This window comes from Methylocapsa aurea (genome assembly GCF_000746085.1).
Classification (GTDB): Bacteria; Pseudomonadota; Alphaproteobacteria; order Rhizobiales; family Beijerinckiaceae; genus Methylocapsa; species Methylocapsa aurea.
This window is the reverse complement of the sequence record NZ_JQKO01000014.1, coordinates 56,109-70,161: the sequence shown is the minus strand read 5'-3', so window position 1 is coordinate 70,161 and position 14,053 is coordinate 56,109. Positions and strand designations below refer to the sequence as shown.

The following is a 14,053-nucleotide window of genomic DNA, read 5'->3' as shown; positions in this document are numbered from 1 at the left end:
ACGACAACAGACTTGGCCCGGCCTGACAACTGACGATTGTCCTCCGCCGCGCGCGTTTCGGCTCACTCTTCGCGTCGCCGTGGCCGTAGAGACACAGTTTTTATGGCTGCGCTTTGCTAAGCTGTCAAAATCGAGCGTTTTTCGAGTCCGCGCCAACGTGGACGGATGGGCGCAAGATCACTCTTTAACTTTTGCCGCCCTTTCGTTCGCGGGCATGGAATTTCCGAATTCGTCATTTCGGGAGCGATAAAATGCTTAAACAATTTCTCGAAGGCGGGCAGGCTCCAACAACCGACCCTGGATCCAGACCATCGGCGCCAGCCGCCTGCATCGGCGCGATCGTAGGCGGCATCGGACTTCTCGCCACGCTATCAACCCCCGCCAACGCGCAATCTGATTGCCTCGCGACCGGCCAAGCCGCCTTCATCGGGCGCCAGGGGTTCAATTTTGTTCCCTTTGCCTCTGGAGGATCGATTAACGCTCTGGTTTCCGCCATCGACGCCGCGAATAGCGCGTTCTTGACCCAGTCCACGGCATTTATCGGCAGCCCGCCCAATCCGGAGCCGAACCAATTGGGCGGCGGCGTGTGGGCTCGAGCCATCGGCGGCGAATCCACCTTCAAAAGCACCTCGACATCGACCTACGCAATTGGCGGAGCCCCGCTCTCCGGCAACATAACCTGCAACACAAAGACGAAACTAGATTACGCCGGCGCTCAAATCGGCGCCGATGTCGCCCGATTGAACATCGACGGGTGGAACCTACACGGCGGCTCTACGCTCGGCTACCTGGGCGCCGCCGCGAATGATTACGCGTCCGGCGGAGGCTTCAGCGACCGTTTGCAGATTCCCTTCGTGGGCATCTATGGCGCAGTCACCAAGGGCGGCCTCTTCATCGACGGGCAGGCTCGGTGGAGCTATTTTCAAAACCAGCTTTCGGACCCTCAAGCCGGCGTGTTCCGCCAGAACCTGGACGCGCGCGGTTTTTCGATCGGGGCCAATATCGGCTACAATCACGCCTTGCCGGACAATTGGTTTATCGAACCCTCCGCCGGCGTCCTCTGGTCAAAGGTCACCGTCGACCCGTTCCAAATGTTTGGCACGCTTGCTTTGTCGAGCCCGGGATTGGCGCCGCCCAGCACGGTCGAGATCAGCGATATCTACAGCACGCTGGGGCGCGTCAGCGTCAGGGCGGGAACAAGCTTCAACGCTGGCGGCGTCGTCCTTCAGCCCTTCGCCACGATCAGCGGCTTTCACGAATTCGTCGGCAATCAAACCTCGACGGTCAACACGAGTTTCGCGGCTCTGAATATTTCGTTTCCCGAAATCAGCGGGAAGCTTTCCACCACCAATATTGGGACCTATGGCCAATTTGGCCTCGGCGTCGTAGCCCTTGTCCCGAATACCGGATGGCTCGCTTATATTCGGGGCGATTATCGGACGGGGCCGAAAGTCGACGGCTGGAACATGAACGCCGGTCTACGCTATCAATTAACCTCCCCCAATCCCGTGCTCAGCGCACGCAGCAGCTATGGTGGTCCGGCGGTTCCTGTTGGGTATGATTGGAGCGGCTTTTATCTCGGCCCTTCTCTGGGAGTCGACTGGGGCTATACGCAATGGACCTTCCTAAGCGTCGGCACGAAGGCCTATCCCCGCTTCGGGGGCATGCTCCCTGGCGGCCAAATCGGATATAATTATCAAATGGGCCAGTGGGTTGTCGGCATCGAAGGCGACGCCGGCTGGTCGAATGCGCATGGCGCGCGCGCCTGTCCGAACGGGTTCGGTTTCAGCTGCGAGATTGATGTGAATTTTCTGTCCACGGTGACCGGTCGCGTCGGCTTCGCCTATTGGGACAGGGTCCTGTGGTACGGAAAAGGCGGTTTGGCGATTGGAAAGGTCGCTGCTCAGGGCCGATGCAACACCGATTCCCAGCTCCTTATCAATGGACTCCTCTTGAACCCCGGTTGTCCGGCTCAAGGCACAAGCAATACCGCGTTGGGCTGGACCGTTGGCGCCGGCACGGAATTCGGCTTGACGGAAAACTGGTCGGTCAGAGCGGAGACCAGTTACTTTAATCTTGGCAAAGCTCACTATACGTTCGGACCGCTGGACAGCCCGGTTGGAGTTGACATCAGCAGGACCGGCTTTATCGCATCCATCGGGCTGAATTATCGCTTCACCGGATTCGGCGCAGCTCCGACCGTCGTCGCCAAATATTAAGCTGAAATCGGTCTAGCCAAAGGTCCGGAGCGCTCGCCGCCCGGGCCTTTGAGTGCTTTGAGCCTTGGACTTAGCTCAGACTGGCGCAAAAGCGCTGGATTTTCGCGCAGGCCTTCTCCAGGACGGAGGTGGCCGTGGCGTAGGAAATCCGGAAGTTGGGGCCAAGACCAAAGGCCGAGCCCTGCACGACCGCGACGCCCTCGGCATCGAGCAGGGCGGCGACAAAATCCTCGTCCGAGGCGATCAGATTGCCGTCTGGCGTTCTTTTGCCGATCGTCTCGGCGCAGGACGGATAAACATAAAAAGCGCCTTCCGGCGTCGGGCAGTGCAGATATTTCGCCTGGCTCAACATTGAGACGACCAGGTTGCGCCGCTCCTCGAAAATCTTGCGCCGCTCGGCGATGAAGTCTTGCGGCCCGGTCAGCGCCTCAACTGAAGCCCATTGCGCGATGGAGCAAGCGCCCGAGGTCTGCTGGCCCTGCAACATTTCCATCGCCTTGATCAGGAATTCCGGCCCGGCGGCATAACCGATGCGCCATCCCGTCATGGCGTAGGATTTCGATACGCCATTCATGGTGAGCGTTCTGTCGATCAGATCGGGCTCTACCTGCGCAGGGGTCGCAAAAGTAAAATCGCCATAAATCAGATGCTCGTAAATGTCGTCCGTCAGAACCCAGACCTGCTCATGGCGCAACAGAACATCGGTGAGCGCCTTTAGCTCGGCGCTGGCATAGGCCGCGCCAGAAGGATTGGCCGGCGAATTCAATAGGAGCCACTTTGTTTTCGGCGTAATCGCCTTCTCAAGCGCTTCTGGCTGCAGCTTGAATCCATTCTCGATCTTGGTTTCCACCGGGACCGGCGTGCCGCCCGCGAGCAGCACCATGTCCGGGTAGCTGACCCAGTAAGGCGCCGGAATGACGACCTCGTCGCCAGGATTGATCGTGGCCAGAAAAGCATTGAAGAGAATATGCTTGCCGCCCGTGCCCACGATCGTCTGCGATGCTTTGTAATCGATGCCGTTTTCGCGCTTGAATTTCTGCGCGATCGCCTCGCGCAAGGGCGGAATGCCCGCAACCGGCGTATATTTCGTCTCGCCCCGCTCGATCGCCGCGATCGCCGCTTTCTTGATATTGTCCGGGGTGTCGAAATCCGGCTCGCCAACCGACAGCGAAATAATGTCGCGCCCCGCATTTTTGAGATCGCGCGCCTTCTGCGTCACCGCGATCGTCGCGGAAGGCTTCACCCGCAGCAGGGCGTCGGCGATGAAGGACATGCTAAAGATCTCCCCGAGCATTTTCAAGCAAAGCGGCAACCGGTCCGCATGAAAAGGGGGCGAGCGCCCCTTGAATCCGGCCGGACCTTAGGTTGGCCCAGGCCGGAGGGCAACCGCAAGCGCGCGGGACCATTCCAGGCGCCTGTCGACAGAACGGATCGCTGCGACAAGAAAATATTAGCCTTGAAAGCTTCCCCTTATGGAGCTGTCTCCGGCTCGAACGATATCTTTACCAGCGTAATGGAACAGATGGGCGGCGCCGGCGATATCTCCAATGTGTTCCAGCGCACAGGCGAAGGCCGCGCCGCTGTTCATAGAGTGTTCCTGGGTGTTGGATAGAAGCTTAAACGCAGCACTGGAGTTGCGATATGTCGATCGCAGATCATTTTGACCCCGAGCCGGATGCCGGCTTCGTCCGCAGCTACGACGCCCAATCTGCCCGGCGCCAATTTCGGGTCTCCGTCGCGCTCATTTTGGTTCTGGGGCTTGCGGTCGGCGCGCTCGGCCTGCTCGGACGTCTCGACCAGCCTATGGCGCCAACGCATTTTTCGTCAGTCAAGACGAGCAACGTTCATTTCGCGGAAACTTTACTGGATATTCTCAGCTAATGTCGTCATATCGTCACACGAACTTCCCCTTGGCCCCCGGGAAGCTCGTGCAAAGGGCCGCGCTCCCCGCAAGGAGAGCGCGGCCTGTTCGCAGGATATATTTGCTGATCAATGCCGCATGGCGCCGAAGGGCCATCCCTTAAATCGCTCCTACAAGCCGGCCGATTAGTCTCCGAGCCCAAGCACATCCGCCATCGAATAAAGGCCCGGCTTGCGATCCTTGCCCCAAAGGGCGGCGCGCAGCGCGCCGCGCGCGAAAATGCTGCGGTCCTCGGCCGCGTGAGCGAGCTCGACGCGCTCCCCCGGCCCGGCGAAGATCACTTTATGTTCTCCGACGACAGTTCCCCCTCTCAGAGTGGCAAAGCCGATATCGCCAGGTCGACGCGCGCCGGTGTGGCCATCTCGCGCACGAACCGAATGCGCATCGAGATCAATGCTGCGCCCTTTCGCCGCAGCCTCTCCGAGAAGGAGCGCGGTGCCCGATGGCGCATCGACCTTCATCCGATGATGCATTTCCAGGATTTCGACGTCATACTCAGGGCCGAGCGTGCGGGCGACCTTTTGCACAAGGGCGGCGAGCAGATTGACGCCAAGGCTCATATTGCCGGACCGGACGATGACCGCATGGCGCGCCGCAGCCTCGATCCGCGCGAGGTCTTCGGCGCCCAAACCCGTCGTGCCGATAACGTGAACGATTCGCGCCTGCGCCGCCAAGGCCGAAAGTTCGGCGCTCACCGCCGGCGACGTGAAATCGAGGATGCCGTCGGCGCCGACGATTGCGCTGAGGGCGTCGCCGCTGATTTCAACTCCAGTTTGACCGCAGCCGGCGAGCAGCCCCGCATCCTGGCCGAGGGCGATCGAATCCGGCTGCTCGATCGCGCCGACGAGAGCGGCGCCGGGGGTTTCATGAATGACCTGGACGAGCGCGCGGCCCATCCGGCCGGCGGCTCCAGCGACGACAAGGCGCATTTCGCTCATGATTGATCTCCAAAGGGCCGCGCCGCGCCACTCCGTCTATAGTCTTCAACCACTTTGAAAAAAAGCTCCCGAAAGCGCCGCCCCCTTTTTTTCGCGCCATAGATTGGAGCCGGGTCTCGCCCGCGTCATTCCCGCGTCACGCGCTCCTTCTATTCTCGGTTTAGCTCAGGGCTGCTCGAAAGAGGTGCTCTGGGTCGCGCGCCGGGCCGGAGGTACGCCCGGCGTTTCGCGTTTGGCGCTTCCCGTCTCGTTTTCACTTTTGGCGCTTCCCGCCTTAGGGACTGGCCGAGGCGATCTCCGCCAAGATCGCTTCGGCGGCCGCGCGCGGGTTTTGCGCTTCTGTGATTGGGCGGCCAACGACGAGATGATTTGCTCCGGCGGCGATCGCCGCGGCGGGCGTCATCGTTCGCTTCTGGTCGGCCGCCTCAGCGCCAGTCGGGCGGATGCCAGGCGTCACCAAAATCATCTCGGGGCCAAGCGCCGCGCGCATCGCGCCGGTCTCCTCGGCGGAAAGAATGAGGCCGTGAATGCCGGCCTGGCGCGCCTGCGCCGCCCTGCGGGCGACCAGGTCCTTGACGCCAAAGGCATATCCGGCGTCTCGAAGATCTTGATCATCGTAGGACGTCATGACGGTCACGCCGAGAAGGCGGAGCGACGAGCCTGCGACCCCCAATTTCGCCGCCGCCATGGTCTGCGGATAGGCATGGATCGTGAGAAAACTTGCCCCGAGCTGCGCGATCCTTGCGCAAGCCCGCGTTACGGTGTTGGGAATGTCATGCAGCTTGAGATCGAGGAAGACCTGCTTGCCCTCCTTGATCAGGTCTTGCGCAAAAGGCAGCCCGCCGCCATACGCCAGCTCCATGCCGATCTTGTAAAATGAGACGCTCTCGCCGAGCGAGCGCACCATTGCCTCCGCCTCGCGCTGGCTTGCGAAATCCAGCGCTACGATGAGCTTTCCCCGGGCCGCTGAGTCGGCCTCGCTCATCAGCGGGGGCGCGATTTACGAATGGCGCCAAGATGGTCGAGAATCGGCCGATTGCGCGCCGGCTGCGTTGGTCCCGGCTTGAACTGAAGTCGGGCTCTTGCGCCCTCGATCTCCTTTTTCAAGCTCACCTGCATCTTTTCGGCGCCGACTCTGACCCTGTCAAAAAACTCTTGCGCTGGCCGCGATGATTTTTGCTGCGGGACGCCGGCATCGTCGCCATGACGCCGATAGATCCAGACCCGCGCAGGCGGCAGGTTCAACCACACCGGCGGAGAGGCTTCGGTCTTAAAGCCTAGCCCCGCTGCGTGAGAGCGCGGCATGGGCGAGACCGGACCATAGGTAAATTGAATGAAACAGGCATCTGGCGCCATGAAAGCGAAGGCGTCGGCGAGAAGCGCGAGCCTTTGCATTTCGGGCTTCATCAAAAGGGGAAGACTTGAGACGATGGCGGCGGGCGGCGCCTCGAGCTGATTGGCCAGGGTCGAGGTCAAATGATAGGCGTCGCCCTGAACGACGCGCACTCCAGGAAAACGCCGCTTGAGAAGCTTGCAGAATCCGGGATCGAATTCGACAAGAACGAGCCGCTCTGGCGCTACGCCGCGCTCCAGGAGCGCCTCGGTGATCGCCCCCGTTCCAGGCCCCAGCTCGACGATCGGACCCACGCCGAGCGGATCGACATAGCGCGCCATCATTCGCGCCAGAAAGCGTCCAGAGGGGGAGACCGCTCCCGCGATCATCGGATTGTCGAGCCAGGATCTGAAAAAGCGCGCTTCGTCGGCAAGACGCGCCTCAATCGGGATATTGGGCTTTGCTGGGCCGCGATGGTTCGGACGCGAGGATTGGCTGAGCAAAAGGGGATGTCCTCGCTTCAGGCGATTGGGAGACACTTTGTTGGCGCAAAATAGCGACTACGAGCGCACCGTCAAGGAACTGTAATAAAAAATAGCGCCGGGCTGACATTGGAGCCCGTCCCGATCGCGTGGGCGCCTCTGCGATCGGGGAAAAATCGCCTCAAATCGAGGACTAAGGCCATCCGGTCGAAAGCCAGGCGCGCCGACGCGAGCGGAGCGGCAAGACAGCCTGGCCCACCGAGATTGCCCATCCGTTGGCAATCCGGCATTCACTCGCCGCTGACGAAAAAGTCCTTCATCTTGGCGAAGAAACCATGCGACTCCGGATGCGTCTTTTGCGAGGATTCCGCCTCGAACTCAGCAAGCAATTCGCGCTGGCGCTTGGTCAGATTTTGCGGCGTTTCGACCGTCGCCTGGATGTAAAGATCGCCCACATCGCGCGAGCGCAGCACCGGCATGCCCCGATTCTTCAGCTTGAACTGCTTGCCGGACTGGGTTCCTTCCGGAATTTTGACCTTGGCCTCGCCACGGCCGTCGATCGTATGCACGCTGACCTCGCCGCCAAGCGTCGCCTGCACCATCGAGATCGGAATCCGGCAAAAGAGGTCGGCGCCATCGCGCTGGAAAAAGGGATGCGGCTTCGTCGAGACAAAAATATAGAGGTCTCCCGCCGGACCGCCCTTGGCTCCGGCCTCCCCCTCGCCAGCGAGACGAATGCGGGTGCCATCCTCGACCCCTGGCGGAATGTTGACCGACAGGCTGCGCTCGCGGGTGACGCGGCCTGATCCGCCGCAAGGCGGGCACGGATCGTCGATGATTTCGCCGCGCCCATGGCAATGGGGACAGGTCCGCTCGATCGCAAAGAATCCCTGCTGCGCCCGCACGCGTCCCTGGCCGCCGCAGGTAGGGCAAAGCCGCGGCTTCGCGCCAGGCTTCGCGCCGGTGCCAGAGCAGACCTCGCAGCCAACCGAGGTTGGCAGGGTCAGCGACGCGGTCTTGCCGTGGAATGCCTCCTCGAGCGTAATTTCCAAATTATAGCGCAGATCGGACCCGCGCGCGGGTCCCGTGCGGCCGCCGCCGCGCCGCCCCATCACATCGCCGAAAAGATCGTCGAAAATATCCGCCATCGACGCGGCGAAACCATCGCCTCCGCCGCCAAATCCGCCGCCATGTTCGAAGGCTGCGTGACCGTAGCGATCATAGGTCGCCCGTTTCTGCGCATCCGAGAGGGTTTGGTAGGCTTCGTTCAATTCCTTGAACTGAATTTCGGCATCCGCATTGTCGGGATTGCGATCAGGATGACAATCCATCGCCGCTTTGCGGAAAGCCATTTTCATTTCGGCGTCCGTGCATGTCTTGGAGACGCCCAGGATTTCGTAAAAATCGCGTTTGCTCATCGTGCTTCGCGTTCCAGTCCATACGCCCAGCGCCTCGCATCGGTCGCGCAGCTTGACGCCCCCATGCCTTTTGGCGCCGCCGCGACCTCAAAGTTGCATGCGCCGTTAAAAATGCAAGCGCAACATGCAAGATGCATGCTGCCCTTCGCGCGCCACCGCGCTCAATAATTATGCTCAGCCTTTAGTGCGTTTCTCTATCAAATGAAATCGTTTGATAGAGAAAGCCCAGGCCAAAACAGAAAAGTTTGAGCAACTCCGCTCCAACAAGGTTACGCGGGTCTTTTCATCGCCCCCACGCGATCGCAATGGCCGCACCGGAACTCGCTCCGGGAGCGTCGGCGGCGCTGGCCTGCCATATTGAGCCTGTATCGAGCCGCATTTCCGGCGGCAGCGCAAGCACTGTCCGCCGTCGAAAATGCGCCTCTGTTGAATTTACGCCGACTTCTTCTTGTCGTCGGGGCCGACTTCCTTGAAGTCCGCATCGATGACGTCGTCCTTCGCCTCGGCTTGGCCGGCATCCGCGCCGCCCTCGCCGCTTTGGGCCTTATACATGGCCTCGCCGAGCTTCATGGAAGCCTGCATGAGGTCATTGGTCTTGGCCTTGATCGCTTCGACATCCTCGCCTTCAAGAGCCGTCTTCAAAGCGCCGACCGCCGCATCGATGGCGCCCTTATCCGAATCGGCGACCTTGCCGGAAAATTCCGCGAGGGATTTCTCGGCGGTGTGGATCATCGCCTCTCCGTGATTCTTGGCGTCGACGAGTTCGCGCCGCTTCTTGTCTTCGGCAGCATGCGATTCGGCGTCCTTCACCATCTTGTCGATGTCCGCCTCGTTGAGGCCGCCCGAAGCCTGGATCCGGATCTGCTGCTCCTTGTTGGTCGCCTTGTCTTTCGCAGTCACATTGACGATGCCATTGGCGTCGATGTCGAAGGTGACTTCGATCTGCGGCACGCCGCGCGGAGCGCCAGGAATGCCGACGAGATCGAACTGGCCGAGCAGTTTGTTGTCGGCGGCCATTTCGCGCTCGCCCTGGAAGACCCGGATGGTGACCGCGGTCTGATTGTCCTCGGCGGTCGAAAACACCTGGCTCTTCTTGGTTGGAATGGTCGTGTTGCGATCGATCAAACGGGTGAAGACGCCCCCGAGCGTCTCGATGCCGAGCGACAGCGGCGTCACATCGAGCAAAAGCACGTCCTTCACGTCGCCCTGGAGGACGCCGGCCTGAACCGCGGCGCCGATGGCGACGACCTCATCCGGGTTGACGCCCTTGTGCGGCTCCTTGCCGAAGAAGTTCTTCACAACCTCCTGCACCTTGGGCATGCGGGTCATGCCGCCAACAAGCACCACTTCGTTGATTTCGCCGGCAGTAAGCCCGGCATCCTTGAGAGCCTTGCGGCAAGGTTCGACGGTTTTCTGGATCAGATCGTCGACGAGCGCCTCGAATTTCGCCCGCGTCAGCTTCAAGGCGAGATGCTTTGGCCCGGTCGCATCGGCGGTGATATAGGGGAGGTTGATTTCGGTCTGGGTCGCCGAGGACAATTCGATCTTGGCTTTTTCGGCGGCTTCCTTGAGCCGCTGCAGAGCAAGCTTGTCCTTCTTCAGGTCGATCCCGTTTTCCTTTTTGAATTCGTCGGCAAGATATTCGACGAGACGTATGTCGAAATCCTCGCCCCCAAGGAAGGTGTCGCCATTGGTGGACTTCACCTCGAAGACGCCATCGCCGATTTCCAGAATCGAAATGTCGAAAGTGCCGCCGCCGAGATCGTAGACGGCGATGATCCCGGAGCCCTTCTTGTCCAGGCCATAGGCGAGCGCCGCCGCGGTCGGCTCATTGATGATGCGCAATACTTCGAGACCCGCGATCTTGCCGGCGTCCTTGGTCGCCTGCCGCTGGGCGTCGTTGAAATAGGCGGGGACGGTGATAACCGCCTGGCTCACCGGCTGGCCGAGATAGGCTTCGGCCGTCTCCTTCATCTTTTGCAGGACGAAGGCGGAAATCTGCGAGGGAGAATATTGCTTGCCATCGGCTTCGACCCAGGCGTCGCCATTGGGCGCCTTGATGATCTTATAGGGCACGAGGCCCATATCCTTCTTGGTCATGGGGTCGTCGAAGGTCCGGCCAATGAGCCGCTTGATCGCGAAAAAGGTCCGTTCCGGGTTGGTGACGCCCTGCCGCTTCGCGGGCTGCCCGACGAGACGCTCGCCATCATCCGTGAACGCGACGATCGAAGGCGTGGTCCGAGCTCCCTCGGCGTTCTCGATGACCTTCGGCGTCGTGCCCTCCATGACCGCCACGCAAGAATTGGTGGTTCCGAGGTCGATTCCGATTACTTTACCCATGATCAATCTTCCTTTTCAATCCGCAAGACCACCGGACCCCGAAGCGATCCGGCAAATGGGCGGACGGATTTCCGCCCGGTCCCCGACTATTTCAAATTGGCATCGCCGCGCACGAGCGCAAGATGGCCCGTATATAAGAGGAGGAACGAGAGGCGCAAGACGCAGCCTCGGGCGGACGCCCGCCCGAGCGACGCCAGGATTGGCGCCGCCGCCCGATTCGTGCCACCTTCGCTCCCGCAAGCGCAATGATTTTCTAAAACTTCCTCAAGCGGCCCGGTATAGCGTCAAGACAAATGACTAAAATAAGCGCGCGTTTGAAGTATTTTCCATTGACTACGCTTGTCGCGGCGGTTCTGGCCGGTTTTTTTTGCGAAACCTCCGCGCGCGCGCAGCTCATGTTGCCGGGCGCCCTTCAGGCGGCGCCCCCTGCGGGCGCCGAACCGGGAAACTCCAGTCAGCCGGCGCCGGCGCCCGCCAAGCCCAAACCCGTCGCGGAGAAGCGGCCGGACGAAGCCGCCATCCTTGGGCGCGATCTTTCGCAAAACGGGTCCGCCGGCAGCATCGCCTTTCAAATGCCCTCTAGCAAAGGCCTAGAGGTCACCCGATTGTCGCTGCTGGGAGAGGCAATTTCGCATCCCGGCGAGCAATGCCGCGTCGATGTCGTCGCGGACGCGCCGATCGACGCTAAATTCAGCGGCCGGCCCAATGGCGTCGCGCGTTACGACGTCGCCATCGAAGCCTGCCCGTTTTCGCTCGATGTTCTGGAAGGCGCCGTGCTCGTCATGCGCGCCGAAGGGGCCTGCGACTTTGCGGCGGCCGATTGCCGGGTCGATCCGACTGGACTTTGGGGCCCCGCCGGCAACGCCATCGATCCAGCACAGATCAAGCAAATGGAGCGCGAACGCGGCCGCGCCGAGACCAGCATGCGCGCCAATTATCACGCTCTGGCCGCAAGCGCCGGCAAAGACAAGGCCGCAATCAAAAGGATTGCCGGGGAACAGGCCGGGTTTTCATCGGCGCGTGAAGTCATGTGCCGCAATTATTTGCGCGAGGAGGCGCATGGATTTTGCGCGCTGCGCATGACCCAGGCGCGCGTGTTCGCCCTGCGGGCCGAGTTCGACGCCAAAGCCAAAGGTGACGACGGAGAAAAGCCCCTCAGGGCCGCGATGAAAAAGAAGCCTCGGCCGGCGCCAGCGGCTGCCGCCGAGCCCCCGCCCAACTAGAGCGTTTTCCGATCAGATGGATTCATCTGATAGAAAAGGAATCGCTGAAATTCAATGAGTTGGAGCATGTTCTTATGAGGCATCGGATATATCCGATGTCTCATAAGAACATGCTCAAGAGCGTGAGGTCTTCAAGACGACCGTGCGTTTTGGATCATTCTCTAAAGCCGGGTCACTGCGCCCATTTTTCGCTCGTCGAGAGCCGAGGTCTTGATCAGGGCGAAGACTGGAGAGCCGCGCTCGAGGCCGAGTTCATCGAGAGCGTGCCTGGTCGCCATGGCGAATAGATGCCCCTCCCCTTTGAGCGCGATCTCGACTGTCGCGAGCGGACCGCTCGTCTCAACGGCTTCGACGCTTCCCGATAGGACGCTGCGGACGCTGAGATTATGCGGCGGCTGAAGCGAAAGGACGACATTGGTCGCGTTGATGATAATCCGCGCTTCGCCTCCGATTGGACCCGCCGGACCGGCGAGCCAAACCGTCCCGGAAGGATGCTTCAGTTCGGTCAGGCCATAGGCGGCGTTGGCGCCGCAGACTTTCATCGTCAAGACCGAAGAGCGGTCGAACCGATCCTCCGCGCTCTGGGTCGCCATCGCGCCAAAGACCTCGCCGGGGCTGCCGATGGCTTTGACCCGACCGGCTTCGATCACGACGATGCAGGCGGCGAGCCGGACGACCTCCTCGATCGCATGTGAGACATAGACCATCGGCACCTTGAATTCGTCGCGCAACCGCTCGATCAGGGGCAAGATCTCGAGTTTGCGCTCCATGTCGAGCGCCGCCAGCGGCTCGTCAAACAGAAGAAGTTTCGGAGAGGACAGAAGCGCCCGCCCGATTGCGACCCTCTGCCTTTCGCCTCCCGACAAGCGCGCCGGAGGGCGCGAAAGCAGCTTTCCGATTCCCAAGGTCTCGATCACCGCGTCAAAATCAATCTCACGGTCGCCGCGCGGCGCGAACCAGCGCCCAAACAGTAGATTTTGCCTCACGCTGAGATGCGGAAAAAGGTTCGAGTCCTGAAAAACAAGTCCGATGCGGCGGCGGTGCATGCGAACAAAAACGCCTTGCGCGACATCGACAAGAGCCTCGCCATCAAGCTTGATATAACCTTGATCCGGCCGCATCAAACCCGCGATGAGACCGAGAGTCAGCGATTTGCCCGACCCCGATTGGCCAAACAGCGCCGTGACGCCCTGGCCATTTTCGAACGCCACGTCGAGGGTGAAAACCCCAAGGGTAAGCCTGACGTCAACCTCGATCATTCGATGCTCGCCACGCGCTTTTCCGCCATCCGCTGGATGATTTCGGAAGCGATGAGCGCAACAAGCGCGATTGCGATTGCGACGACCGTCAGACGCATGGCGCTCTCATCGCCGCCTGGGACTTGCGTATAAGTATAGATCGCCGCGGAAATAGTCTGCGTCTCGCCGGGAATATTCGAGACGAAAGTGATCGTTGCGCCGAACTCCCCAAGCGCCTTGGCGAAGGCGAGGATCGCGCCGACGACAATGCCCGGAATTGCGAGCGGCAAACTGACCAGAAAGAACGTCCAGATCCGGCTGGCGCCCAGCGTTCCGGCCGCCAGCTCCAACCGCCGATCGATCGCTTCGAAGGACAGCCGCATGGCGCGCACCATGAGCGGAAACCCCATCACCGCGCAGGCGACCGCGGCCCCAGTCCAGCGAAACGACAGAACAATGCCGATGTCAGCGAGGAAGGCGCCGAAGACGCCCTTTCGGCCGAGCAGGATGAGCAGGATGAAGCCGGTGACGACGGGAGGCAGGACCAAGGGCAGATGAACGATCCCGTTGACGATCGTCTTGCCGGGAAAGCGCCAGCGCGCGAGCGCGTAAGCCGTGAAAATGCCGAATGGCAGACTGGCGATGGTCGCAACGGTCGCGATCCGCAACGAAAGCCAGATCGCCGTCCATTCCGCGGGCGACAAATCAGCCAGAGCGGAGGGCGAAAAGTCAAGCAAACCGGCGTCCTTTCAGATCCTTGAAGCGCTTGCCGATCAAATGAGCGTATAGGGCCATTTGATCGGCGCAAGGATCGCTCGAAATGAAACTTGTAGCCGCGCCCTGGGGTAAAAGCCTGGCGGCGTTTTTCCAAGCCCGGCGTCAGGTTCCGGCGGCGGCCGCCAGAACCGAGCAAAACTGGCGCCGGAGCTTTGGAATTCAGC

At 60.9% G+C, this 14,053-nt stretch carries 10 protein-coding genes and 1 pseudogene; 3 read left to right on the top strand and 8 right to left on the bottom strand.

Translation table 11 applies throughout. The annotated features are described in order from the left end of the window. Nucleotides 1–251 precede the first annotated feature (251 nt). Nucleotides 252–2,219: an autotransporter domain-containing protein gene (locus DL86_RS11220; RefSeq protein WP_051953226.1), complete on the top strand. Its 1,968-nt coding sequence runs from the start codon at nt 252–254 to the stop codon at nt 2,217–2,219. A gap of 70 nt (nt 2,220–2,289) precedes the next feature. Here the strand turns inward: DL86_RS11220 and DL86_RS11215 are convergent, their stop codons facing one another. After that, entirely contained in the window at nt 2,290–3,492 is a 1,203-nt protein-coding gene (locus DL86_RS11215; protein WP_036261431.1) for a pyridoxal phosphate-dependent aminotransferase, read from the bottom strand. 368 nt (nt 3,493–3,860) lie between these two features. On the opposite strand from DL86_RS11215, the gene DL86_RS11205 reads away from it, so the two are divergent. Further along, nucleotides 3,861–4,100, top strand: a complete 240-nt coding sequence (locus tag DL86_RS11205) for a hypothetical protein (RefSeq protein ID WP_036261340.1) — start codon at nt 3,861–3,863, stop codon at nt 4,098–4,100. Between the two features lie 165 nt (nt 4,101–4,265). Here the strand turns inward: DL86_RS11205 and dapB are convergent, their stop codons facing one another. From dapB to dnaK, 5 genes and pseudogenes are all read right to left on the bottom strand, one after another. Beyond that, entirely contained in the window at nt 4,266–5,078 is an 813-nt protein-coding gene (gene dapB, locus DL86_RS11200; RefSeq protein ID WP_245276344.1) for a 4-hydroxy-tetrahydrodipicolinate reductase, read from the bottom strand. A gap of 274 nt (nt 5,079–5,352) precedes the next feature. Next, entirely contained in the window at nt 5,353–6,063 is a 711-nt protein-coding gene (pyrF, locus tag DL86_RS11195) for an orotidine-5'-phosphate decarboxylase (RefSeq protein ID WP_036261338.1), read from the bottom strand. A 221-nt stretch (nt 6,064–6,284) separates the two neighbouring features. Continuing rightward, nucleotides 6,285–6,914: pseudogene (locus DL86_RS11190) on the bottom strand (class I SAM-dependent methyltransferase); the annotation flags it as partial. A 269-nt stretch (nt 6,915–7,183) separates the two neighbouring features. Then, on the bottom strand, nt 7,184–8,311 hold the full coding sequence (gene dnaJ, locus DL86_RS11180; RefSeq protein ID WP_036261334.1) for a molecular chaperone DnaJ: 1,128 nt from the start codon (nt 8,309–8,311) through the stop codon (nt 7,184–7,186). A 432-nt stretch (nt 8,312–8,743) separates the two neighbouring features. After that, the gene (gene dnaK / locus DL86_RS11175; RefSeq protein ID WP_036261331.1) at nt 8,744–10,651 is read right to left on the bottom strand and encodes a molecular chaperone DnaK; all 1,908 of its coding nucleotides are present in this window, start codon (nt 10,649–10,651) and stop codon (nt 8,744–8,746) included. 293 nt (nt 10,652–10,944) lie between these two features. On the opposite strand from dnaK, the gene DL86_RS11170 reads away from it, so the two are divergent. Next, nucleotides 10,945–11,874, top strand: a complete 930-nt coding sequence (locus DL86_RS11170; RefSeq protein ID WP_051953221.1) for a hypothetical protein — start codon at nt 10,945–10,947, stop codon at nt 11,872–11,874. A 161-nt stretch (nt 11,875–12,035) separates the two neighbouring features. Here the strand turns inward: DL86_RS11170 and modC are convergent, their stop codons facing one another. Beyond that, on the bottom strand, nt 12,036–13,133 hold the full coding sequence (modC, locus tag DL86_RS11165; RefSeq protein WP_036261330.1) for a molybdenum ABC transporter ATP-binding protein: 1,098 nt from the start codon (nt 13,131–13,133) through the stop codon (nt 12,036–12,038). Next, entirely contained in the window at nt 13,130–13,849 is a 720-nt protein-coding gene (gene modB / locus DL86_RS11160; RefSeq protein ID WP_051953219.1) for a molybdate ABC transporter permease subunit, read from the bottom strand. Before modB ends, modC begins: the two co-directional genes overlap by 4 nt. Nucleotides 13,850–14,053 lie beyond the last annotated feature (204 nt).

What these genes read in the sequence shown, in the direction of transcription:
- DL86_RS11220 (WP_051953226.1), top strand. Translation starts at nt 252, where the DNA reads ATGCTTAAACAATTTCTCGAAGGCGGGCAGGCTCCAACAACCGACCCT.
- DL86_RS11215 (WP_036261431.1), bottom strand. Translation starts at nt 3,492, where the DNA reads ATGTCCTTCATCGCCGACGCCCTGCTGCGGGTGAAGCCTTCCGCGACG.
- DL86_RS11205 (WP_036261340.1), top strand. Translation starts at nt 3,861, where the DNA reads ATGTCGATCGCAGATCATTTTGACCCCGAGCCGGATGCCGGCTTCGTC.
- dapB (WP_245276344.1), bottom strand. Translation starts at nt 5,078, where the DNA reads ATGAGCGAAATGCGCCTTGTCGTCGCTGGAGCCGCCGGCCGGATGGGC.
- pyrF (WP_036261338.1), bottom strand. Translation starts at nt 6,063, where the DNA reads ATGAGCGAGGCCGACTCAGCGGCCCGGGGAAAGCTCATCGTAGCGCTG.
- dnaJ (WP_036261334.1), bottom strand. Translation starts at nt 8,311, where the DNA reads ATGAGCAAACGCGATTTTTACGAAATCCTGGGCGTCTCCAAGACATGC.
- dnaK (WP_036261331.1), bottom strand. Translation starts at nt 10,651, where the DNA reads ATGGGTAAAGTAATCGGAATCGACCTCGGAACCACCAATTCTTGCGTG.
- DL86_RS11170 (WP_051953221.1), top strand. Translation starts at nt 10,945, where the DNA reads ATGACTAAAATAAGCGCGCGTTTGAAGTATTTTCCATTGACTACGCTT.
- modC (WP_036261330.1), bottom strand. Translation starts at nt 13,133, where the DNA reads ATGATCGAGGTTGACGTCAGGCTTACCCTTGGGGTTTTCACCCTCGAC.